This is a genomic window from Aeromonas sp. 3P (genome assembly GCF_051919745.1).
In the GTDB taxonomy this organism is placed as follows: domain Bacteria; phylum Pseudomonadota; class Gammaproteobacteria; order Enterobacterales; family Aeromonadaceae; genus Aeromonas; species Aeromonas veronii.
Map to the genome: position 1 here is coordinate 1,062,291 of NZ_JBQBED010000001.1, position 21,896 is coordinate 1,084,186.

General features: G+C 60.2%; 20 protein-coding genes. 10 read left to right on the plus strand and 10 right to left on the minus strand.

Translation table 11 applies throughout. The annotated features are described in order from the left end of the window. Positions 1–70 precede the first annotated feature (70 nt). The 5 genes from ACTG19_RS04730 to ACTG19_RS04750 all read left to right on the plus strand — a co-directional run bounded on the left by ACTG19_RS04730 (position 71) and on the right by ACTG19_RS04750 (position 5,071). Complete coding sequence (locus ACTG19_RS04730) at positions 71–805, plus strand: substrate-binding periplasmic protein (RefSeq protein WP_439988807.1); 735 nt, start codon at positions 71–73, stop codon at positions 803–805. 226 nt (positions 806–1,031) lie between these two features. Continuing rightward, positions 1,032–1,427, plus strand: a complete 396-nt coding sequence (gene rnk, locus ACTG19_RS04735; RefSeq protein ID WP_041209885.1) for a nucleoside diphosphate kinase regulator — start codon at positions 1,032–1,034, stop codon at positions 1,425–1,427. A gap of 180 nt (positions 1,428–1,607) precedes the next feature. Continuing rightward, positions 1,608–2,198: a transcriptional regulator UhpA gene (gene uhpA, locus ACTG19_RS04740; protein ID WP_439988808.1), complete on the plus strand. Its 591-nt coding sequence runs from the start codon at positions 1,608–1,610 to the stop codon at positions 2,196–2,198. Continuing rightward, a complete protein-coding gene (uhpB, locus tag ACTG19_RS04745; protein WP_439988809.1) occupies positions 2,195–3,715 on the plus strand; it encodes a signal transduction histidine-protein kinase/phosphatase UhpB in 1,521 nt (506 codons plus the stop codon). The genes uhpA and uhpB overlap by 4 nt, the downstream gene beginning before the upstream one ends. Positions 3,716–3,736: 21 nt before the next feature. Beyond that, a complete protein-coding gene (locus ACTG19_RS04750; protein WP_439988810.1) occupies positions 3,737–5,071 on the plus strand; it encodes an MFS transporter in 1,335 nt (444 codons plus the stop codon). 18 nt (positions 5,072–5,089) lie between these two features. On the opposite strand, the gene ACTG19_RS04755 is transcribed toward ACTG19_RS04750, so the two are convergent. Next, entirely contained in the window at positions 5,090–6,226 is a 1,137-nt protein-coding gene (locus ACTG19_RS04755) for a GGDEF domain-containing protein (protein WP_113738713.1), read from the minus strand. A gap of 513 nt (positions 6,227–6,739) precedes the next feature. Here ACTG19_RS04755 and ACTG19_RS04760 point away from each other — a divergent pair. The 4 genes from ACTG19_RS04760 to ACTG19_RS04775 all read left to right on the plus strand — a co-directional run bounded on the left by ACTG19_RS04760 (position 6,740) and on the right by ACTG19_RS04775 (position 9,432). Continuing rightward, positions 6,740–7,540: a transporter substrate-binding domain-containing protein gene (locus ACTG19_RS04760; protein ID WP_005334079.1), complete on the plus strand. Its 801-nt coding sequence runs from the start codon at positions 6,740–6,742 to the stop codon at positions 7,538–7,540. Positions 7,541–7,639: 99 nt separating this feature from the next. Continuing rightward, positions 7,640–8,599, plus strand: a complete 960-nt coding sequence (locus ACTG19_RS04765; protein ID WP_113738714.1) for an amino acid ABC transporter permease — start codon at positions 7,640–7,642, stop codon at positions 8,597–8,599. After that, on the plus strand, positions 8,583–8,705 hold the full coding sequence (locus ACTG19_RS04770) for a hypothetical protein (protein ID WP_272865837.1): 123 nt from the start codon (positions 8,583–8,585) through the stop codon (positions 8,703–8,705). Before ACTG19_RS04765 ends, ACTG19_RS04770 begins: the two co-directional genes overlap by 17 nt. Then, the gene (locus ACTG19_RS04775; protein WP_368170690.1) at positions 8,689–9,432 is read left to right on the plus strand and encodes an amino acid ABC transporter ATP-binding protein; all 744 of its coding nucleotides are present in this window, start codon (positions 8,689–8,691) and stop codon (positions 9,430–9,432) included. Before ACTG19_RS04770 ends, ACTG19_RS04775 begins: the two co-directional genes overlap by 17 nt. A gap of 107 nt (positions 9,433–9,539) precedes the next feature. On the opposite strand, the gene ACTG19_RS04780 is transcribed toward ACTG19_RS04775, so the two are convergent. Further along, entirely contained in the window at positions 9,540–10,331 is a 792-nt protein-coding gene (locus ACTG19_RS04780) for a substrate-binding periplasmic protein (protein ID WP_005334089.1), read from the minus strand. Positions 10,332–10,499: 168 nt separating this feature from the next. On the opposite strand from ACTG19_RS04780, the gene ACTG19_RS04785 reads away from it, so the two are divergent. After that, positions 10,500–11,339 (plus strand): sterol desaturase family protein, encoded by an 840-nt coding sequence (locus tag ACTG19_RS04785; RefSeq protein WP_439988811.1) that lies wholly within the window; start codon positions 10,500–10,502, stop codon positions 11,337–11,339. A 111-nt stretch (positions 11,340–11,450) separates the two neighbouring features. On the opposite strand, the gene ACTG19_RS04790 is transcribed toward ACTG19_RS04785, so the two are convergent. From ACTG19_RS04790 to ACTG19_RS04825, 8 genes are all read right to left on the minus strand, one after another. Beyond that, positions 11,451–12,866 (minus strand): basic amino acid/polyamine antiporter, encoded by a 1,416-nt coding sequence (locus tag ACTG19_RS04790; RefSeq protein WP_429150507.1) that lies wholly within the window; start codon positions 12,864–12,866, stop codon positions 11,451–11,453. 9 nt (positions 12,867–12,875) lie between these two features. Next, positions 12,876–13,778, minus strand: a complete 903-nt coding sequence (locus ACTG19_RS04795) for a homocysteine S-methyltransferase family protein (protein ID WP_101529440.1) — start codon at positions 13,776–13,778, stop codon at positions 12,876–12,878. Between the two features lie 293 nt (positions 13,779–14,071). After that, positions 14,072–14,614, minus strand: a complete 543-nt coding sequence (locus tag ACTG19_RS04800; protein WP_240533589.1) for a hypothetical protein — start codon at positions 14,612–14,614, stop codon at positions 14,072–14,074. A 19-nt stretch (positions 14,615–14,633) separates the two neighbouring features. Further along, the gene (locus ACTG19_RS04805; RefSeq protein ID WP_005334094.1) at positions 14,634–15,953 is read right to left on the minus strand and encodes a hemolysin family protein; all 1,320 of its coding nucleotides are present in this window, start codon (positions 15,951–15,953) and stop codon (positions 14,634–14,636) included. A 190-nt stretch (positions 15,954–16,143) separates the two neighbouring features. After that, a complete protein-coding gene (phoU, locus tag ACTG19_RS04810; RefSeq protein WP_005334097.1) occupies positions 16,144–16,854 on the minus strand; it encodes a phosphate signaling complex protein PhoU in 711 nt (236 codons plus the stop codon). Positions 16,855–16,939: 85 nt separating this feature from the next. After that, complete coding sequence (gene pstB, locus ACTG19_RS04815) at positions 16,940–17,758, minus strand: phosphate ABC transporter ATP-binding protein PstB (protein WP_005334102.1); 819 nt, start codon at positions 17,756–17,758, stop codon at positions 16,940–16,942. Between the two features lie 133 nt (positions 17,759–17,891). Further along, positions 17,892–19,541 (minus strand): phosphate ABC transporter permease PstA, encoded by a 1,650-nt coding sequence (gene pstA, locus ACTG19_RS04820; RefSeq protein ID WP_113738718.1) that lies wholly within the window; start codon positions 19,539–19,541, stop codon positions 17,892–17,894. Positions 19,542–19,573: 32 nt separating this feature from the next. Continuing rightward, positions 19,574–21,811, minus strand: coding sequence for an ABC transporter permease subunit (locus tag ACTG19_RS04825; RefSeq protein ID WP_113738719.1), 2,238 nt, complete (start codon positions 21,809–21,811; stop codon positions 19,574–19,576). Positions 21,812–21,896 lie beyond the last annotated feature (85 nt).

Consider the following 21,896-nt stretch of genomic DNA (forward strand, 5'->3'; position numbering starts at 1 on the left):
GCTCCATAGCGGGCTGACTTGTCTCTGCGGGATGTTACACTCTGTGTACTCATCCCGGATCAGGTCTGCCATGCGAATTTCCACTCTCCTGCTACTGTTCTCCACCCTGCTTTTCACCACTGCCGAAGCCCATGCTGTAGTGGTTATCGCCGCCGAGATCCCGCCTTACGTGATCCGTTCTCACCAGGGCGCCCCGAGCGGCATGGCCATCGAGGTGCTGGAGGAGGCGGCCCGCCGTCTCAAAGAGCCACTGACCATCGAGCTGATGCCGCTGGCTCGCGCCCTCAGCCAGACCCAGCACCGGCAGGATGTGCTGTTGGTGCCACCGGTGAGGAGCCCCCAGCGTGAGCCGCTGTTTCTCTGGATTGCCCCCTTGCTGGATGAGGCCTTCGTACTGGTGACTCATCGCCGGCACCATCCCCAGCCGCTGACAATCGGTGAGATGCCCGGCCTCACCATCGGCGTGATGCGCAGCTCCTATGGCCAGAGCCTGCTGCTCCCGTTCAAACGGATCAAACAGGAAGAGGTGGCCGAAGAGGTCAACAACGCCAGCAAGCTCGCTCGGGGCCGCATTCAGGGCTGGGCGGTGGCCTGGAACAGCGCCCGCTACAACCAGCTGCAGGCAGGCTTGCCGCTGGCGGATCTGGTTCGCGGCGAAACGCTGAAACAGGCTGCGCTCTACCTGGCGGCCAGCCCCCATTTTCCAGCCAAAGAGGCAACACGCTGGCGCGACACCATCGCCGCCATGCGTGATGACGGCAGCCTGGCCCGCATCATCAAGCAGTACGATTACCAGGCACCCTGACAAACTTGTCAGGATAATTGCCAAAGCCGTCCAGAATGGTTATGGTAGCCCCATGAAAAGATTCACTATTTCCTCTCACAAGCTCACACCCTGCTGAGCCCCCGCCTCGCTCCTTCGGCCGCGAGTCGCTTGGGGGCATGGCACTTTCTCGATCTCTCGACACCCTTGTGATGGCCAGCCTGCGTGAGTGGGCCTGGCCCTGTAAGCTATTGATAAGGATTATCTTATGAAACAACCGCATCTCGTTATCTCCAGCCTTGATCTGGATCGGATTGAGCAACTGCTCGGCAACCATCCCCAGCACCTTGCCCTGCAAGAGGAGCTGGATCGCGCCGAAATCCGCGAGCCGGCCGATATGCCGCCCGATGTCGTCACCATGAACAGCAAGGTACGCTTCAAGATGCAGAGCAGCGGCAACGAGTTCTGCCTCACCCTGGTCTACCCGCGCGATGCCAAGGGTGACGAGACCAACATCTCGGTACTGGCACCGGTGGGCAGCGCCCTGCTCGGTCTGAAAGTGGGCGACAGCATCGCCTGGCCGGGCCCGGCCGGTCGCACCATCGAGGTGGAGATCCTTGAAGTGGTCTATCAGCCGGAGCGTGCCGGCGAGCTGCACCGCTGATCCCGGTTGCGGGCAGGCCAACCCGGGAGGCCAGCCCGCACAGCCTGATCCCGATCAAGCTTCCCCTGCTTATCGGGTCGATTTTCCCCCTATTCCCCCCGCCCCTTGAGCCTGACTCGGGGGGCAGGTATCTTGTTGGCCGCGTCATGGTCATGACGCACCGAATTTCAGGCTGACATCATGATAAACATTGCCCTCATCGACGATCACCAAATCGTCCGTTCCGGTTTTGCCCAACTGCTCAATCTGGAGCCCGACCTGCAGGTGGTCGCCGAATTCGGCTCCGCCAGCGATGCCCTTGCCGGCCTGCCCGGCAGCGGGGCGCGGGTCTGCGTCTGCGACATCTCGATGCCCGACCGGTCGGGGCTGGAGCTGCTCAAGCAGCTCCCCTCCGGTCTGGCGGTGGTGATGCTCTCGGTACACGACAGCCCCGCCCTCATCGAGCAGGCCTTGCAAACCGGCGCCAAGGGGTTTCTCTCCAAACGCTGCAGTCCGGACGAGCTGATCGCCGCCGTACGCACCGCCGCACAGGGGGGGTGTTATCTGACGCCGGACATCGCCCAGAAACTCGCCAGCAGCAGCCGGGATCCCCTCACCAATCGGGAGCGGGAGATTGCCCAGCTGCTGGCGCAGGGGCTGGAGGTGAAGAGCATCGCCGAGCAGCTTGGCCTCTCCCCCAAGACGGTGCATGTGCACCGCGCCAACCTGATGGACAAGCTCAAGGTCAGCAACAACGTCGAGCTGGCCCACCGCATGCTGGATAGCTGGTGATCCACCGTCTTGCCAGCTATGTCGCCATCACGCTGGCGGCCTGCTTCATCTTTGCCGCTGGCTGGTTTTGCCTCTGGAGCATCAGCCTGCATCTGGCGGGTGGCCCGGCGCTGGCGGTGCTGCTGTTCCCCTTCGGCCTTCGCCTCGGGTTGTTGTTGCAAAGTCCCGGCCACTACTGGCCGCCGCTGTTGCTGTGCGAAGGGCTGCTGCTCTACTGGCTCAATCTGGAGGTAGGGCTCCCCCACTGGCCGTGGCTGGTCGCGGGCAGTCTGCTGACCCTGCTACCGCTGCTGATTGCCCGTCGCCAACAGGTGCGCAACGACTGGCAGCAACTGTTGCTGCTGCTCGCCACCGTCACGGCGGCGGCGCTGCTGCAAGCCCTGCTCTGGCATCTGGCCGGGGAAGATGGCCTCTCGGCCCTGCTGCTCAGCCTGACCGGCGGGCTGACCCTGACCTCCACCTGCATGCTGATCTGGCACTACCTCACCCGCGCCACCTGGGTGCCGCTGGGGCCTGCGCTGGTGGATCAGCCGGTGGAGTGGCGCTTTCGCCATCTGGTCTGGTATCTGCTGCTGTTCATATTGAGCCTCTGGCTGCAACTGGGATTGCCCAACTCGCTGGTGCGCTTCACCCCGTTTTGTCTGGCCATCCCCATCATCGCCATGGCGTGGCGCTACGGCTGGCAGGGGGCGCTGCTCGCCACCCTGATGAACACCATCGCCCTGCTGGCCAGTCAGGCCTGGCACGATCACCCCCTCGACTTGCTGCTCTCATTGCTGGCCCAGAGCCTCACCGGCCTGCTGCTCGGCGCCGGGATCCAGCGCCAGCGCGAACTCAATCAGGCGCTGACCCGCCAGCTCGCCCATAATCGCCAGCTCACCGAGCGGCTGCTGGAGACCGAGGAGAGTATCCGCAAGGAGGTGGCGCGCGAGCTGCACGACGACATCGGCCAGACCATCACAGCCATTCGTACCCAGGCTGGCATAGTGCGCCGCCTCGCCCCCGACAACGCCGGGGTGGGCCAGAGCAGCGCCCTCATCGACACGCTGTCGCTCGGGATCTATGACGCGGTACGCGGTCTGCTCGGGCGGCTGCGCCCGCGTCAGCTCGACGACATGACTCTCGAACAGGCGGTACGGGCACTGCTGCGGGAGCTGGAGCTGGAGCGTCACGGCATCGTCACCCGTCTGGAGTGGCAGCTGGCGGATGGGGATCTCTCCGATGCCCAGCGGGTCACCCTGTTTCGGGTCTGTCAGGAGGGGCTCAACAACGTGGTCAAACATGCCAACGCCCACTCGGTCACCATTCGCGCCCGGGCCAGCGGCGAGCAGTTGCAACTGGTGCTGGAAGATGATGGCCGCGGTCTGCCGGAAAGCCGCCCGCAACAGGGCTATGGCCTGCTCGGCATTCGCGAACGGGTACAGGCGCTCGGGGGCAGTCTGCAACTCTCCTGCATCCACGGCACCCAGCTGACGGTCAACCTGCCCAGTCGCAGACGGGAAGAGAGTCATGGCTAATCACCACCAGAGGGCCTGCCTGTGCTGAGTTTTATGAGAAGCGCGCCGCCCCGGCACCTTATCCGGGATCAGGCCGAGATCGATGCCACCTATCGCCACTGGCGGCTGCACCTGCTGCTGACCATGTATCTGGGCTACGCGGTCTTCTACTTCACTCGCAAGAGTTTCAACTTCGCCATGCCGGACATGCTGGCGAGCGGTATGCTGGACAAGTCCGACATCGGCATGCTCTGGACCCTGTTCTACATCACCTACGGCTGCTCCAAGTTCTTCTCCGGCATCATCAGTGACCGCGCCAACCCGCGCTACTTTATGGGTGTCGGACTGATGGCCACCGGCGTTATCAACATACTGTTCGGCCTCTCGTCGGCACTCTGGATGTTTGCCGCCCTCTGGGTCGCCAACGCCTTCTTCCAGGGCTGGGGCTGGCCCCCCTGCTCCAAGCTGCTCACCAGCTGGTATTCGCGCACCGAGCGCGGGGTCTGGTGGTCGGCCTGGAACACCGCCCACAACGTCGGCGGCGCGCTCATTCCCCTTATCGTCAGCACCATCGCTCTGCAACATGGCTGGCGCTACGGCATGATAGTGCCCGGCCTTATCGCCATCCTTGCGGGATTGTTCCTCTGCTGGCGACTGCGGGATACCCCGAGCGCCATGGGATTGCCAACAGTGGGCGAGTGGCGCAAGGATGCCATGGAGTTGGCCCAGCAGACCCAGGATGCGGGACTCTCCCATCGCCAGATCCTGCGCAAATATGTGCTGGGCAACCCCTATATCTGGCTGCTCGCCTGCTGTTACGTGTTGGTCTATGTGGTGCGTACCGCCATCAATGACTGGGGCAATCTCTACATGACCGAGCAGCGCGGCTTCAATCTGATGAGCGCCAACTCGGCCATCTCCATGTTCGAGGTGGGAGGCTTTATCGGTGCGCTGGTGGCAGGCTGGGGATCGGACAAGCTGTTCAACGGCAACCGTGGCCCGATGAACCTCATCTTTGCGGTGGGGATCCTGCTGGCGGTGGGATCGCTCTGGCTGATGCCCTTCTTCAGCTATGTGATGCAGGCGGCCTGCTTCTTCACCATCGGCTTCTTCGTGTTTGGCCCCCAGATGCTCATCGGCATGGCGGCAGCGGAGTGCTCCCACAAGAACTCGGCGGGGGCGGCTACCGGCTTTGTCGGGCTGTTCGCCTATATGGGGGCGGCGCTGTCAGGCTATCCGCTGGCCAAGGTGATGGAGATCTGGCACTGGAACGGCTTCTTCGTGGTGATCTCGGTGGCGGCAGGCGTCTCGGCCCTGCTGCTGCTCCCCTTCCTCAAGGCGCAGGCACCGCGCCCCCAGCCTGCCGAGATAACGTAATACCGGACTGAACGGGAGTTACACCTCCCGACCAGCCTGACAGACCCGGTTCTTGCCTTGCCGCTTGGCGCTGTAGAGCGCATGGTCGGCCTGAGTGAACAGAGGGTCAAAGTGCCACTCCCCTTGCCAGTGGGAGAGTCCCATACTGACCGTGATGTAGAGCCCCCCCATGTCGCGGTTCGCGACCTCCTCCAGCAATCCCTCGCAGCGCTGCAGGGCCAGCACGCCGGGCTGCGAGAAGAGCAGCACAAACTCCTCGCCACCGAAACGACTGCACACCAGATCGGGCTGACTACCCAGATAGGCACCGAGCTCGGCCAGCACCCGATCACCCACCTCATGACCATGCTGGTCATTGATCTGCTTGAAATCATCGATGTCGAGCACCGCCAGCGCGCCACTGTCACCCCACTTTTGCTGCTTCAGCTGCTCCATAAAGCCACGTCGGTTGAGCAGACCGGTAAGAGGGTCGTGGCTAGCCTGCTGGCGCAGCGCCAGCGCACGGTACTGGGTACAGAGCAGCAGCACCCCGAAGGTGGAAAGATAGCTCCCCATCAGCATGGAGAGGAAGGGCAGCACATTGACCCCGCTCTTATCCATCAGCATCTGTACGTTGTCCTGCCAGAGGAACCAGAGCCGCATCAAGTAGAAGGCGTAGAGCAGCACGTTGACCAAGGTAAAGACCATCACCGCCGGCAGATAGTGGGGGTAACCGTGGCGCCAGACCAGATAGACGATCACAGCACCCAGCACCATGTAACTCAAGCAAGCCAGCAACACCCGGGATGCCATCCCCCCCTCCACAATGCACCAGCTCAGAAGCAGCAGATAGACCAGCATGAAGAGCCCCCCGGCACGCCAGTTCGGGGGCTGTCCGAAAAAGCGCTGCAGCGCCGGCGGCATCAACACAATGCAAAGCGTGATCAGGGTATTGGCCAGCCAGATGCCGGAGGAGCTGGGGAAAAATGCCTGTAACGAGAAAAGTATCTGGGCCACCAGCGCACAGAGACTGGACCACCACCATAACCCAATGCCCGGGATCTCCCGGTGGGTCGACCAGATAATGGAGAGCGTGATAAACCCGAGGCTATATCCCCCCAATGCCATCACCATCAGGGTAAATACATCCAGCTTCAGCAACAACGAGACATCCATATCAAAACCAGGCAGAGGGAGGTAAGTGAGTATATGAGAACCGTTTGCCAAGACCCAGAGACCCTGACTGTTTTCACAATAAAAACATATTGTTCGTCTGTTTTTCACACCACCAGATAACTCACACCATTCCGCTATAGCAGGTTTGAGATATGCAAGAAAGATAAGCCCAACCAGACTCGAGCCACATACGAGCCCCTCTCTATGTAACAAAATGTCTTGGGGATAATTTGGGCTTGAACCCACTCAATTAGATAGATATGTTGTTTTCGTGTGATTTTATGAATGAAGCCATGAGCAATAAATGTCTCTAACCTGTTGAGTCTTCTGACACAATCTGTTTTTGGTACATTTTTCACTCAACCACTATTCATAGCATCTCATATGGGGCTTTTGTCCCGTTCAAGACATTCATCCTGTCTTGCCTGTTGCCGGATGCAGCAGTCTCTTGTGCCACGGAGTCGCACGGGATCAGGTTCAAGGCCGAACACACCACCGACAGAGACGTCACTTATGATCAAAAAACTGATTCTTTCTACCCTGCTGTTTTGCGGGATCGCCACGGCGGCCCCGACCCCAGCCCCCACCTCCACCCTGGATGCTGTGCTCGAACGCGGCGTGCTGCGAGTCGGCTTTGATGCCGGCTATCAACCCTTCGAGATGACCAACAAGCAGGGCCAGTACATCGGCTTTGACGTGGATCTCGCCAAGATGGTCGCCAAAGAGATGGGCGTGAAGGTCGAGTTCGTCAACACCGCCTGGGATGGCATCATTCCGGCGCTACTGACCAACAAGTTCGACGTCATCATGGGCGGCATGACCGTCACTCCCCAGCGCAACCTGCGAGTCAACTTCGCCGATCCCTACATCGTGGTCGGCCAAACCATCGTCCTGCGCAAAGAGAAGGCGGGCGAAATCAAATCTTTCACCGACCTCAACGACCCGAAATACAAGATCGCGGTCAAGCTCGGCACCACCGGCGAGCAGGCAGTCAAACGCCTGATCCCCAAAGCTACCCTGCTGCAGTTTGAAACCCAGGATGACGCCAAGCTGGAAGTGATCAACGGCAAGGTCGATGCGTTCGTCTATGACCTGCCCTACAACGCTATTTTCGCCTCCCAGAATCAGGGCGCCGTGGTGCACCTCGACAAGCCGTTCACCTTCGAGCCGCTGGCCTGGGCCATCCGCAAAGGGGACCAGGACACCCTCAACTGGTTCAACAACTACCTGCGCCAGATCAAGGGCGATGGCAGCTACGACCGTCTCTACAAGAAGTGGTTCGAATCCAACGCCTGGCTGAACCAGCTCAAATAACCTCCGGGGGGCGGCACATGCCGCCCCTGCACCACGCAGCTCCCCACACAATAACGAGAAGAGGTTGTGACTGTGCACACACCCAAACCGACAAGACAGATGGAAAAACAGCCCAATCAGCTACTCTGGCATGGGGTTTTCCTGCTGATGCTGCTGGTTGCCGTATTCGGCATCTATAAGGCTGTCCAGTCAGTGGATTACACCTGGCGCTGGGAACGCATTCCTCAATACATCGCCTATCAGGCTGAGCAGAAGAATGTCGCCGAATTTGACGGCACCGTGATTGCGGGCACCAGCGAGGCCGAGAAGGGCAAGCTGTTCCTGCAAGACGATCTCGACCCCAATGTGCGGCAAGCCATCGCTAGTACCGGCGTACAAGTCGCCGAAGGGGATACCGTTTTTCGTGGCGATACCCTCGACACCCAACTGAGCTGGACCGCAGGCCCCATCGCCTGGGGCGTCTGGGTCACCGTCAAGCTCTCGCTGGTAGCAGGCATCTTCGCCATTTTGCTTGGCACCCTGGCCGGACTGGCCCGCCTCTCCCCCAATCCGGCCCTGCGCAATCTGGCCATCACCTATGTGGAGCTGATCCGCGGCACGCCGCTGCTGGTACAGATCTTCATCGTCTACTTCTTTATCGGCACCGTGCTGAACCTCGACCGCTTCACCGCCGGGGTCGCCGCGCTGGCGGTCTTTACCGGTGCATATGTGGCGGAGATCGTCCGCGCCGGTATCAGCTCCATCCACAAGGGGCAGATGGAGGCGGGCCGCAGCCTGGGCATGACCTCTGCCCAGACCATGCGCTACGTCATCCTGCCGCAGGCGTTCAAGCGGGTACTGCCACCGCTGGCGGGCCAGTTCATCAACCTGATCAAGGACTCCTCACTGGTCTCGGTTATCTCCATCACCGATCTGACCAAGGCGGGGCGCGAGGTGGTGAGCTCCACCTTCAGCCCGTTCGAGGTATGGTTCACCGTGGCCTTGCTCTATCTGGTGCTGACCGGCACCCTCTCTTTCCTGGTACGCCGTCTCGAGGTGAAATATGCACGCAGTAACTGATCCCATCATCAAGGTGCCACAGGCGTCGAGAATTGCTGCCATCACCGGCACCCCCTTCGCCTTCCCGGTTCGTTTTCTGGAGGTGAAATATGCGCGCAGCAACTGATCCCATCATCAAAGCGACCGGCGTAGAGAAGTTCTACGGCAGCGAAGTGCACGCCTTGAAAAATGTCAGCACCCAGGTGGCCGAAGGGGAAGTGGTGGTGATCGTCGGCCCCAGCGGCTCGGGCAAGTCCACCTTCCTGCGCACCCTCAACCAGCTGGAGACCATCAACGACGGCAATATCGTGGTCGATGGCATCAGCCTGACCGAGCCGGGCGATGTCAACAAGCTGCGGGAAGAGGTGGGCATGGTGTTCCAGTCCTTCAACCTCTTTCCCCACCTGACGGTGCTGGACAACATCTGTCTCGCCCCGCAGAAGGTGCGGGGGCTATCGCGCAAAGAGGCCGAAGATCGCGCCAAAGCCCTGCTATTGAAAGTAGGGCTATCCAACAAGGCCAAGAGCTACCCCTCCCAGCTCTCCGGCGGTCAGCAACAGCGGGTGGCCATCGCCCGGGCGCTCGCCATGCAGCCACGCATCATGCTGTTTGACGAGCCCACCAGTGCGCTGGACCCCGAAATGGTGGGGGAAGTGCTCGATGTGATGAAGGGGCTGGCCCGTGAAGGAATGACCATGGTGGTGGTGACCCACGAGATGGGCTTTGCCCGCGAGGTGGCGGATCGGGTGCTCTTTATGGAGAGTGGCGAACTGCTGGTAGATGAAAAACCGGCCGATTTCTTCGACAATCCCCCCTCCCCGCGTCTGCGCCAGTTCCTGAGTCAGGTGCTGTAGCCAACATGCTCTGCTGGATAAACGAAGAGGGACCGCAAGGTCCCTCTTCTTGTGTGTCACGCTGAGCAGACTCAACCCAGCTGAACCCGAGTGCCCATCTCATCGGCTCAGCGCGGGGACTTTCCCAGATAGCGCTCTACGATCACTTTCACCCCATCACGTTTTTTGAGCTGATAGAGCTCCTTGTCAAACTGGTCGATAAAGGCCTGTTTGTAGGGGTACTCCCCCTTGCGGCTATAGCCGAGAAACCCCTGCTCCTTGCTGAGCACCGGACCCTGTTTGAGCAAGGACATATCGGCCACCGCCAGCTGATCGGCCTTTATCATATTGAGCAACTCATAGAGCAGGGAGAGACGATCATTGATGGTGCAATCGACCCGGCCGCGGACAATCTTGAGCAGGTTCTCCCGATTGCTTTTCACCTCCTCCACGTCGATCTGCTTCTCTTTTACCGCCTGCCAAAAGGCATCGCCGCCGACGGCAAAACCGGCGTTCATGCCAAAGCGCAAACCATGATAGTCGAGCGGAAACCTGGCCTGCGGGGTATTGGCCGCCACACTGGCGCCGCACATCACCACCAGCTCTTCATCCAGCATCGGCTGGGAGTAGGGCCACATGTAAGGGCGGGTATCGGGCATGTAGTAGGGTGGAAAAATGGCGAAGGCTGTCCCCTGTTCCACCATGCTCAGACCGCGCCGCCACGGCATGGGCTTGAGCACCACCTCATAGTCAGGCATGGCAGAGGTCACCTCGCGGATGATGTCGGCATAGATCCCCCTGACCTCCTCCCCCTCCTGCCAGGAGTAGGGGGGATAGGCGGCATCCGCCAGGATCTCGACCCGGGTCTTGGCGTGCGCCATCATGCACAACCCCAGCAACAAGCAACACCAGACGCGCATAAGCCAGCACCTCCTGAAAAAGCCTGCATCAAGCATAGCCATCCGCCGCGCCTTCCTCTGCTGGTGCGCCATTTTTCATGCCATCTCTTCGTTGGCTGAAAAATGTTAATGAAATATTAAAACCATCCTTTATGCTGGAGAGCAATTGCTCTGAATGGATGGTCGCATATGGATGTGCAACTGCTTCTGCTCTACCTCTCCCCGATTTTTCTGGCCTTTGTCGGCTGGGAGATGCTCTACCTGCGCAAACATGGCGCTGCCTTTCCAACCGCCACCTACCAGTGGCGGGATCTGTTCGCCAACGCAGCCCTAGCCCTGATGCACCAGGGGGGCGATGCGCTGGCGGCCATCGCCATTGCTTATCTGTATGACACCCTCTGGGGCTGGCGACTGTTCGACATCGACCTCACCTTCTGGAGCGTATTGCTGCTGTTCCTGTTGCAGGATCTCTGTTACTGGCTGTTCCACTTCACCAGCCACCATGTCCGCTGGCTGTGGGCCTCCCACGTGGTGCATCACAGCTCGGAGCGGCTCAACCTCTCCACCGCTTTTCGCCAGAGCCTGATGTATCCCATCTCCGGCATGTGGCTGTTCTGGATCCCGATGATTGTCATCGGCTTCCCGCCCGAGGCAGTGGTCGCCACCGTGCTATTGAGTCTGGGCTTCCAGTTTTTCGTCCACACCCAGGTGGTGGGCAAGCTCGGCTGGCTTGAGTGGATCTTCAACACCCCCTCCCACCACAGGGTGCACCACGCTAGCAATGCCAAGTACATAGACCGCAACTTCGCCGGGGTGCTGATCATCTGGGATCGGCTGTTTGGTACCTTTGTCGAGGAGGATCCGGCCGAGCCGTGTCGCTTTGGCATCACCAAGCCGATCCACAGCTTCAACCCCCTCACTCTCACCTTCCATGAGTGGCGCGACATGCTGCGTGACGCCCGTGGCCTGCCATGGCGACAAAAACTCGCGGTGCTGTTTGGCAAACCGGCCGGGCCTGCCAGCCGTTGAGCCTTCGCATCGAATAACAAACTCCGGATAGCAAGCCTCTGATAACCAATCCCTGATAACAAGAGAGCGCCACTGTGGCGCTCTCTTTTATGGTCAATCACATCTTCGATGTCAGAGATGGGCGAACGACCAGACGGCGGGGATCTGGCTCAGCAAGGTCACTCCGGCCAACAGCCGTTCGCGACCACTCAGGCAAAGATCTGCGCCCAGCTGACGGCGGCTGTAGAGAAACAGCAGCAGACCCGGCCCGTAGAGCAGCAAGGAGAGCAGCAGATACTCCACCCCGGCAGCATAGAGCAGCCAGAAACCGTAACAACTCGATACCAGCGCTACCGCCCGCATCAGGCCTCGGCCCTGCCCGCCCTCACCCTTCTTGCTGAACGAGAGCTTGAGCAAAAACAGGCCGATCAGCAGGTAGGGCACCAAAATCATCGAGGTAGAGATAAGCAGCAGGCTGGTGTAGCCCTTGCCGAGCAGCCACACCAGCAGCAGGCAAGTCTGCACCGTCAGGCTGGTGAGCCAGAGCGATGCGATAGGCGTCCCATTACGGTTCTGGCGCCGGAAGATGGCGGGAAACGCGCCGTGGCGGGCTGCGCTGAACGGCACCTCGGCCGAGAAGAGGGTCCAGCTCACGTAGGAGGCAAGCACAGAGACGATAAGGCCGACGCTGATGAGCAGCTTGCCCCAGGAGCCGGTCATCTGGGCCATCAGCCCTGCCATGGAGGGGTTGGGCAGCGCCGCCAGCTCGGGTCGGCTCAATATTCCGAGCGCCAGCACCGAGATAAGCATATAGAGCAGCAGTGCCAACACGACCCCCAGTACGGTGGCCGTGCCCACATCCCGCCGGTTTCGGGCGCGGGCCGACAGCACCGCGGCCCCCTCGATACCGGTAAAGACCCAGAGGGTGATGAGCATGGTATTGCGCACCTGCTCGGAAACCGGCACCGCCAGGCTACTGCCCTGCTGATCCGCCGCGAAGGTGACCGGATCGAACCAGTAACAGGCAAACAGAATAAACAGCAGCAGCGGCAGGCTCTTGGCCAGGGTCGCCACCAGATTGAATAGCGCCGCCTGCTGCACGCCGCGGGCCACCAGCAGGTGCACCGCCCAGAGGATGCAGGACTCGCCGACAAACGCTGCCAAAGTGTTGCCCTCACCAAACCAGACCTGCTCGGGGGTGTCGATAAAGCTGCCCAGCGCCGCAAAGGCGATCACCAGATAACCCACCACGCCGATGGTGGCGCAGAGCCAGTAGCCCCATGCGGAGAAGAAGCCCACCAGATCGCCAAAACCGGCGCGGGCGTAGCTGTAGATGCCGCCGTCGAGATCCGGTCTGAGTCGCGACAGATAGAGAAAACTCATGGCGAGCGCCAGGATGCCCACCCCCGTCACGCCCCAGCCGATCAGCACGGCGCGGGCGCCTGCCACCTCGGCCATGTTCTGGGGCAGGCTAAAGATCCCCGCCCCCACCATGGAGCTGAACACCAGCGCGGTGAGGGACCAGAGCCCAATCTTGCTCTCTTTCATGGAAGCTCCTTAGCGCAACCGGCTGCTCAGCGCCTGAATATGCTCGGGGCCGATGCCACAGCAGCCGCCGATGAGGTTCGCCCCGGCCGCACGCCAGCGCTCGGCCCAGCCGAGATAATCCAGCGGCCCCAGATCGGCGCGGATCTCGTCCAACCCATCGTTGGCGGTGGCCTCTTTGGGTTGCGGCGGGAAGGCGTTGGCGTAAGCACCGAGGCGAATGTCTGCGCGGCCCAGCGCCTGCAATCGGGTGCGGGCAACCTCGAGGGCCCCCTCGATCACCTCGGGCTGACAGCAGTTGAACAGGATGGCATCGACCCCGGCCGCCACTAACGTGGTCACCGCATCAGCCACCCGCTCGCCGGAACGCAGTCGCGGTTCGTTGCCAGGCGCCTCATCTTCCAGCGTGAAGGAGACCCAGAACGGCTTGCCGTCATCAGGCAATAGCGCTTTCAGGGCCACTGGTTCGGCAATCAGGCTCATGGTCTCGGCCAGCCAGATATCCACATGGGGAGATAGCGCCCGGATAAGCGGCATCGCCAACTCGCTCACCCGGTCCGCCTTGAACAGGTCGGCACGGTAGGAGCCAAACAGCGGTGGCAGAGAACCCGCCACCTGCACGGCGCCCTTCTGCTCGTCAGCCACCTCACGGGCCAGCTGACCAGCCAGCGCTGCCAACCCCTCCCCGTCGGCAAAGAAACGCTCATCGCCGATATGAAACGGCACCAGCGCATAGCTGTTGGTGGTGATGACCCGGGCCCCGCTAGCCACATAGGCCTGATGCACGTCACGCACCGTCTCTGGCGCCTCCATCAAGGCCAGCGCCGACCACTCGGGTTGACGAAACGGTGCCCCCCGCCGTGCCAACTCGCGCCCCATGCCCCCATCCAGCACCCACAATTCCCTGGTTTTCATCTGTCGTGTCTCTTTGTTATATGCGTTGTTTATTTGCGTATTTATCTGTTTGTTTTGTTGATCTGCGGTTTCGCATCGAATCGCTGCAGATCGTCCCGCTTCATCCTGGGAAGCCCTTTTATTATTCAGCCATAAAAACATATAGATGTTTAGATGGCCAAAGCAAGATAAAACAAAGTGCCACGGGCGGCAATCTGTATCAGCAGAAATCAGCGTGCAAACGGCGAGGCAAATGCAGAAATGCAAGAGGCCACCCGAAGGTGGCCTCATCACTATCTTGATCCGCTGGCAGCTTAACGCCCGGCCAGTACGCGCTTGATCTGTTTGACCCAGTCGGAGACCCGCCCCTGCTGCGGCAGGCCACGCCAGATCTGCTCCCACTGGACAGGGCTGAGCGGACGACCGAGGCGACGCTGCACACCCGCATAGAGGTAGTCATGGGCCGTGGTGGCCGCATGCTCGGAGGTGAGGAATTTGGAGACCGGATCGGTCAACCGCACATCCCGCATGCCGAGCAGCGGATAGTCGTTGTGCACCGCTGCCAGCATGGTCTCGCGCATGGCGGACTCGATGTAGCCACGAGCAAACAGGGCGGTCACCGACTCCAGTGACCCCTGATCCGGGCCATGATACTGCTCATCAAAGACCGGGCTCGGCTCTGCCATGCCGCTTTGTACCACCGCATCGGGATCCGGCTGCGGCACGACCACGGCAGGCTTGGGGGTTACCGGCTTGGCTGCCACTGTGGCTTTGCGCGGCGCGCTCTGACTACAGGCACCCAGTGCCAGGGCGAGCGCGACACAGGCCAGCGCACGGGAATGAGACTGCATCTTCATGACTCTTATGTCGCTCCTTTTACGATTCCTGAGCTGGCTTCTCGGCCACAGCCGGTTCGACCCGGGTAACCAGCAGCTGATCAATCTTGTAACTGTCGATATCGACCACTTCGAACTTGTAACCGGCGTATTTGACCGAGTCAGTGCGCTTGGGGATCTTGCGCAGCATATACATGATAAAGCCGGCGATGGTCTCGTAGTTCTGGTTCTCGGGGAACTCTTCGATATCGAAGGCGCGCATCACGTCGGAGATGGGGGTGACCCCGTCCACCAGCCAGGAGTTCTCGTCGCGCTGGACGATCTGCTCTTCCACCACGTGGGTCGCCCACTCGCCCATGACGGTGCTCATCAGGTCATTCATGGTGACAATCCCCACCACCAGCGCGTACTCGTTCATCACCACGGCAAAGTCGCCACGATGATTCTTGAAGTACTCCATCGCCTCATAGAGGTTCAGGGTATCGGGGATGATGATGACGTTCTGCACCAGGTTGCCACCGATCAGGTCGATGCTCTGGCCGCCGATAACGCGGATCAGCAACTCTTTGGCATCGACAAAGCCCTTGATGCTGTCGAGGTTGTGGTCACAGACCAGAAACTTGTTGTGGGGATGTTCGGCGATCTTCGCCTTGATGCTCTCTTCACTCTCTTGCAGGGTGAAATAGATCAGGCTCTCGCGGGCCGTCATGGCGGAGGTGACGCCAAGGGACTGCAACTCGAATACGTTCTCGATGAGCTGATGCTCCTCGCGCTGGATAACCCCCGCCTCGGCACCGGCATCCATCACCGCATAGATATCGTCGGAGGTGATCTCGTCGTTACGCACCGTGGAGACGCGCATCAGACGGAACAGGGAGTTGGCCAATCCGTTGAAGACCCACACCAGCGGCATCAACACGGTGACGAAGAAGAGCATGGGGCGCACCACCACCACGGCAATCTGCTCGGGCATGGTCATGGCCAGACGCTTGGGCATCAGGTCGGCGATCAGGATAAACATGCCGGTGACGAACACGAAGGAGGCACCGGAGCTGATCTCGCCAAGCCAGGGGCCCTGGTAGAACTGGGAGACAATCCCCTTGATGGCGGGGTTGAGGGCAGACTCACCCAGGATACCACCCAGAATGGCGACGGTATTGAGGCCAATCTGCACCACGGTGAAAAAGTTGCCCGGCTGGGCCTGCAGGGCCAGCACCTTTTCGGCCTGGCGATTACCTTCATCCGCCATCACCTGCAATTTGATTTTGCGAGACGCGGCGAGAGAGATCTCGGAGAGGGAGAAGAACACACTGCCGCCAACAAGCAGCATTAAAAAGAACAAACTATCGGCAAAACTCATGATTAACCTATTGCTACACCCGCCTTAGCACAAGACGGCAAACTGGGCCCGGGAGACCGGACCGTGAGCCCATCCGGGACTCACACAGGGGGAGTATTCTATCAGAAAACAGCCAGTTGGGGGCTTTATCTTACTCCGACCAGTTATGCAACAAAAAAGGCGCTTCACGCGCCTTTTTATTCACTTCCGGTTAGCCCTTGCCCAGCAAGGTGCCCAGATCGTCCGCCTTGGTGTGGCGCACATCCTTGCCTTTCACGTAGTAGACAATGTACTCGCAGATGTGCTGGCAACGATCGCCGACCCGCTCGATGGCCCGCGCCGCCCACAGCACGTTGAGCACCTGGGGGATGGTGCGGGGATCTTCCATCATGTAGGTCATCAGCTCGCGAATGATGGACTCGTACTCGCGGTCTACCTTGTCATCTTCCTTGTAGACCGCCAGCGCCGCATCCAGATCCATGCGGGCGAAGGCGTCGAGCACATCGTGCAGCATCTTGATAGTACGACGGCCCATGTTCTCCAGCGACACCAGCGGCGGCTGCGGCTTGTTGGCGTTGTCGGTCAGCATGCGGGCGATCTTGTCGGCCACATCGCCAATGCGCTCCAGATCGGTGATGGTCTTGATGATGGCCATCACCAGTCGTAGGTCGGAGGCAGTCGGCTGACGCTTGGCGATGATGCGGGTGCACTCCTCGTCGATCGCCACTTCCATCGCGTTGACCTTGTGGTCGTTGGCCACGATCTTGCGCGCCGCATCGAGATCCTGATCGTGGATCGCCGCAATGGCGTCGGTGAGCTGCTGCTCTACCAGACCGCCCATCACCAACACCTGGTTGCGCACGCTCTCTAGCTCGGCATTGAACTGACCGGAGATGTGTTTATTGAGGTTCATATTGTCCATACAAATAATCCTTGATTGCTCCGATTATGCCTTAGCCGTTGAACCGACTGCCAATCTGTTTGCTGAGATTCATCCTCTCCTCTCCTTAGCCGTAACGACCGGTAATGTAATCTTCGGTTTTTTTCTTGGCCGGGGTGGTGAAAATGGTGTTGGTATCCGAGTACTCGATAAGCTCGCCCATATACATGAAGGCGGTCTGATCCGACACTCGCGCAGCCTGTTGCATGTTGTGGGTCACGATCACCACGGTGAACTGGCTCTTGAGCTCGTTGATCAGCTCCTCGATGGTGAGGGTGGAGATGGGGTCGAGCGCCGAGGTCGGCTCATCGAGCAGCAACACTTCCGGCTCGATGGCAATGGCGCGGGCAATCACCAGACGCTGCTGCTGACCACCAGAGAGACCGAAGGCGTTGTCGTGCAGACGATCCTTCACCTCGTCCCACAAGGCCGCACCGCGCAGGGAGCGCTCGGCCGCTTCATCCAGAGTGCGACGATCGTTGATCCCCTGCAGGCGCAGACCATAAACCACGTTCTCGTAGATGGACTTGGGAAACGGGTTCGGGCGCTGGAACACCATGCCCACCTGACGGCGCAGGGCGGAAACATCGACGCTCTTGTCATAGATGTTGTGGCCGTGCAGCTGGATTTCCCCCTCGATGCGGCAGATCTCCACCAGATCGTTCATCCGGTTGATGCAGCGCAGCAGGGTCGATTTGCCACAGCCTGACGGGCCGATAAAGGCGGTCACCTGCCCTTTGGGGATCTTCATGTTGACGTTGAACAACGCCTGCTTGCTGCCGTAGTACAGGTTGAGATCCTTCACCTCCAGTGCGGTCTGCTCCGGGGTCAGGTTGAGCAGGTCCAGCGCGGTGTGCTGGGTAGACGTGGTCGTTACGTTGATCATCTGTTACCTCAAAATCTATCTGGAGTGGCCGAACTGCTGCCGGCGACCCTCACGTATTGGTGCAGAGAGATGGCGGCTCGCGCTCGGCCGCCCCTCTGTTATCTCACTCTTGTATCACTCAAGCGGCGCCGGATTAATGCTCCAGCGACCGGAATTTCTCGCGCAAGTGGTTACGAATACCGATAGCGGTCAGGTTCAGACCCACGATCACCGTCACCAGCAGGAAGGAGGTGGCGTAGACCAGCGGGCGGGCCGCTTCGACGTTGGGGCTCTGGAAGCCGACGTCATAGATGTGGAAGCCCAGGTGCATGAACTTGCGCTCCACATGCAGATACGGGAAGTTGCCATCCATCGGCAGGGTCGGCGCCAGTTTCACCACCCCCACCAGCATCAGCGGCGCCACTTCACCGGCTGCACGGGCAATCGCCAGAATAAGGCCGGTCATGATGGCCGGGCTCGCCATCGGCAGCACGATGCGCCACAGGGTCTCGGCCTGGGTGGCACCCAGTGCCAGCGAGCCCTGACGGATGGTGCTCGGGATCCGCGCCAGCCCCTCTTCGGTGGAGACAATCACCACCGGCAGGGTCAGGATAGCCAGGGTCAGCGCCGACCAGATCACGCCGGGTGAGCCAAAGGTGGGGCTCGGCAGCGCTTCCGGGTAGAAGAGGCGGTCGATGCTGCCCCCCAGGGTGTAAACGAAGAAGCCCAGACCAAACACGCCGTAGACGATGGAAGGCACGCCCGCCAGGTTGATCACCGCAATGCGGATGATCTTGGTCAGACTGTTCTTGCCCGCGTATTCGTGCAGGTAGACTGCCGCCACCACCCCCAGCGGGGTCACGATGATCGCCATCAGGAAGACCATGAACACAGTGCCGAAGATAGCCGGGAACACCCCGCCCTCGGTGTTGGCTTCACGGGGATCGTCAGAGACGAACTTGCCGATCTGGTGGAACCAGTGACCCACCTTGGCAAGCAGGCTCATGTCGTTGGGCCATACCACGTCCAGTACCTTGGACATCGGCATGGTCACCAGCTCGCCACGCATATCCTTGACGGTAATGGCGTCGCGGTCCGCTTGGCTACGCAAGGAGAAGAGCTCTTTTTCCAGCACCTGATAGCGATCGTTGAGAGCCTGACGCTCGCTGGCCAGTTCGGCTTTGAGCTGCTCGGTCAGCTTGTCATCCAACTCGGCCTTGCGCTCTTTCAGGCGCAGCCGCTCCAGTTGATAGTTGATGCTGCCGATGTCCCCTTTTTGCAGATCGTTGGCCTGTTCTGAAAGGGCATTGGCTCGCGCCAGCACCCGCTGCAGGGCAGGATGCAGATCAGAGGTGAGCTCGCGGCCATCCTCTTTCACCCCGACGATATAGCCATAGAAGTTGCCGTTGGTGGCACGCTCAACCATGGCCAGCTCAGCCGGCTGACTCTGGGACTTGATGTCCGTCTCCAGCACCCAGCGAAAATCGAGGTCAACGAACTCACGGTTGCCGGTCTTGACCAGATAGCGGGTCAGCAGCTCGCGCTCTTCCCCTTCCAATGGCAGACCTGCAGCGCGCAGTCGCTCCACCGGTACCTGCTCGCGATCGTTGATCTCGCCGATCAGTACGCTCTTGTTGCCGCTGGCGTCTTCCAGCTGCCACTCATAGATGGGGTGCGGCCAGAAGTAGACCAGACCACGCCAGCCGATCAGCAGCAGCAGACCCAGTACCGCCACCAGACTCAGGCTGACGGCACCGCCGGTCATCCAGATCCAGGGGGCCCCTGATTTAAACCACTTACCCATTGTCGATTCCTTGTCCATTACAGAGTCGCCCCTTACATCGAGCTGTATTTTTCACGCAACCGCTGACGGACAAACTCGGCCAGGGTGTTGAACAAAAAGGTGAACACAAACAGGACGAAGGCCGCGAGGAACAGTACCCGATAGTGGGAACTGCCCACTTCCGATTCCGGCATCTCCACCGCGATGTTGGCGGCGAGGGTGCGCAGCCCCTGGAACATGGAGAAGTCCATGATGGGGGTGTTGCCGGTAGCCATCAGCACGATCATGGTCTCGCCCACGGCGCGGCCGAGGCCCATCATCACCGCAGAGAAGATGCCCGGGCTCGCGGTGAGGATCACCACCCGGCTCAGGGTCTGCCACGGGGTGGCCCCCAGCGCCAGCGAGCCTTGGGTCAGGTGCTTGGGCACCGAGAAGACCGCATCTTCAGCGATGGAGAAGATGGTGGGGATGACCGCAAAGCCCATGGCGATACCGACCACCAGCGAGTTGCGCTGGTCAAACTTGATGCCCATTTCGTGAGTCAGCCAGATGCGCGAATCGCCGTGCATAAAAGCATTCTCGATGAGCGGGCTCAGGGCGAAGGCCCCCCAGCCAATCAGCAGCAGCACCGGGATCAGCAGGATGGCGTGCCACCCCTCCGGCAGCAAGGACTTGCCGCGCTCCGGCAGATAGTTCCAGAGCAGTGCAGTCAGCAGCATCCCCATCGGCAGCAATACCAGTAGCAGGATCACCCCGGGCAGCGCCCCCTCGATGATCGGCGCCAACCACAGACCCGCCAGGAAGCCCAGGATAACGGTCGGCAGCGCCGCCATGATCTCGACCGTCGGCTTGACGTATTTGCGCAGCCCCGCCGACATGAAGTAGGCGGTATAGATGGCACCGGCCACGCCGAGCGGCACAGCAAACACCATGGCGTAGAAAGAGGCTTTCAGCGTACCGAATACCAGCGGCACCAAACTCAGCTTGGCTTCAAAGTCATTGCTGGCGGAGGTGGATTGCCACACATACTGGGGCTCCGGATAGCCTTCGTACCACACCTGTTGCCAGAGGGCAGACCAGGTCACTTCGGGGTGCTCGTTCTCCACCGAGAAGAGCTTGAAGGTATTCCCTTGCTGCATCAGCAGCAGGTTGTGACGGGGGGAGATGGCCAGAGCAGAGAGTTCGCCCCCTTCCACCGTCTCGGTCAACAGCTTGGTCTCGCCGGTGGCGTGGAAGAAGCTGATGATGCCGTCCTTGTCGGCACTGATGAAGCCTTTGCGAAAGTGCTCGGGAGTCAGCAGATCTACCGCGCCATCACCCTTGAAGTCACGAATTTGGGTGAACTGGCGTTTGCCATCCTTCGCCACTTCGAACCACTGAGAAATCACACCGTTGTCATTACCCACCAGCAGTGAAGAGGCGCCGGAGAGCAGCTGAACCCGGGTCACATTGGCGTTGGGGGCATTGATCTCCAGCACGTTGCGCAGGGAGATTTCGCTCAGGTTATGAATGTCATAGACGGAGAGGCGATTGCCCTCGCGCACGAACAGGATCCGCAGATTGGGGGTCAGCAACATCTGATCCACATGGCGCGGCAGGGAGGGAATCGTGTAGTTTTCACTGCTCCACTCAATCTCCCCGGAGATGAAGTTCTCCTCACCGCTCATCACCGTCATCACGCCACGACCATCTTCGGTCACGGCGGCGGTCGCCATCTTGTCCTTGGTGGCTTCGAACACCATCAGTTGCAGCGCCTTCCCTTGCGGGTCGATCACCACAGGCTCTTCGCCGAAGGGATATTGCAGGCTGGGTTCAATCACCCGCACATCGTTGGGATAGGAGACCTTGAACGCTGGCTGGACGATCTGCGCCTTGCCATCGGCAAAGCCGTAGGCGATCAGCCGCTGACCAGGAGCCGGGGTCGCTACCGTGGTGATGTCACCAGCAACCTGGGCCTGACCCAGTGACTGGCCGACCTTGATCTTGTCATCTCCCTGCACCGCAAAGAAGTTGACCTGCCCTTTATCGCTGAAGCGATAGCCGATCTCGTTCTGCTCTTCCACGCCGAGCCAGGCGGTCTTCCCTGCGGCAGGCAGGGTAAACGAGGCGGTCGGCTCCATGGAGGCGCCATTGAAGATGGGTTTCACCACATAGAGCAGATAAAAGAAGATAAGCAGCAGCGCCACCAGTACCAGGGCTCCGCCTGTGGTGACGCCATATTTGGCCAATTTATCCTTGATCCGGCGTTTTCTACTGCCCGCCATGACCAGGTTTAACGATTCCGATGACATGCAAGACCTCAATGTAAGCTAGGCTTCGCGGCATTATATGGCGGTTGCATGACAGTTTTGTTACATCGAGAACGCTTTAACAGAG

Coding starts and splice junctions, on each gene's coding strand:
- ACTG19_RS04730 (WP_439988807.1), top strand. CDS start 71: ATGCGAATTTCCACTCTCCTGCTACTGTTCTCCACCCTGCTTTTCACC.
- rnk (WP_041209885.1), top strand. CDS start 1,032: ATGAAACAACCGCATCTCGTTATCTCCAGCCTTGATCTGGATCGGATT.
- uhpA (WP_439988808.1), top strand. CDS start 1,608: ATGATAAACATTGCCCTCATCGACGATCACCAAATCGTCCGTTCCGGT.
- ACTG19_RS04755 (WP_113738713.1), bottom strand. CDS start 6,226: ATGGATGTCTCGTTGTTGCTGAAGCTGGATGTATTTACCCTGATGGTG.
- ACTG19_RS04760 (WP_005334079.1), top strand. CDS start 6,740: ATGATCAAAAAACTGATTCTTTCTACCCTGCTGTTTTGCGGGATCGCC.
- ACTG19_RS04765 (WP_113738714.1), top strand. CDS start 7,640: ATGGAAAAACAGCCCAATCAGCTACTCTGGCATGGGGTTTTCCTGCTG.
- ACTG19_RS04770 (WP_272865837.1), top strand. CDS start 8,583: ATGCACGCAGTAACTGATCCCATCATCAAGGTGCCACAGGCGTCGAGA.
- ACTG19_RS04775 (WP_368170690.1), top strand. CDS start 8,689: ATGCGCGCAGCAACTGATCCCATCATCAAAGCGACCGGCGTAGAGAAG.
- ACTG19_RS04780 (WP_005334089.1), bottom strand. CDS start 10,331: ATGCGCGTCTGGTGTTGCTTGTTGCTGGGGTTGTGCATGATGGCGCAC.
- ACTG19_RS04785 (WP_439988811.1), top strand. CDS start 10,500: ATGGATGTGCAACTGCTTCTGCTCTACCTCTCCCCGATTTTTCTGGCC.
- ACTG19_RS04790 (WP_429150507.1), bottom strand. CDS start 12,866: ATGAAAGAGAGCAAGATTGGGCTCTGGTCCCTCACCGCGCTGGTGTTC.
- ACTG19_RS04795 (WP_101529440.1), bottom strand. CDS start 13,778: ATGAAAACCAGGGAATTGTGGGTGCTGGATGGGGGCATGGGGCGCGAG.
- ACTG19_RS04800 (WP_240533589.1), bottom strand. CDS start 14,614: ATGAAGATGCAGTCTCATTCCCGTGCGCTGGCCTGTGTCGCGCTCGCC.
- ACTG19_RS04805 (WP_005334094.1), bottom strand. CDS start 15,953: ATGAGTTTTGCCGATAGTTTGTTCTTTTTAATGCTGCTTGTTGGCGGC.
- phoU (WP_005334097.1), bottom strand. CDS start 16,854: ATGGACAATATGAACCTCAATAAACACATCTCCGGTCAGTTCAATGCC.
- pstB (WP_005334102.1), bottom strand. CDS start 17,758: ATGATCAACGTAACGACCACGTCTACCCAGCACACCGCGCTGGACCTG.
- pstA (WP_113738718.1), bottom strand. CDS start 19,541: ATGGGTAAGTGGTTTAAATCAGGGGCCCCCTGGATCTGGATGACCGGC.
- ACTG19_RS04825 (WP_113738719.1), bottom strand. CDS start 21,811: ATGTCATCGGAATCGTTAAACCTGGTCATGGCGGGCAGTAGAAAACGC.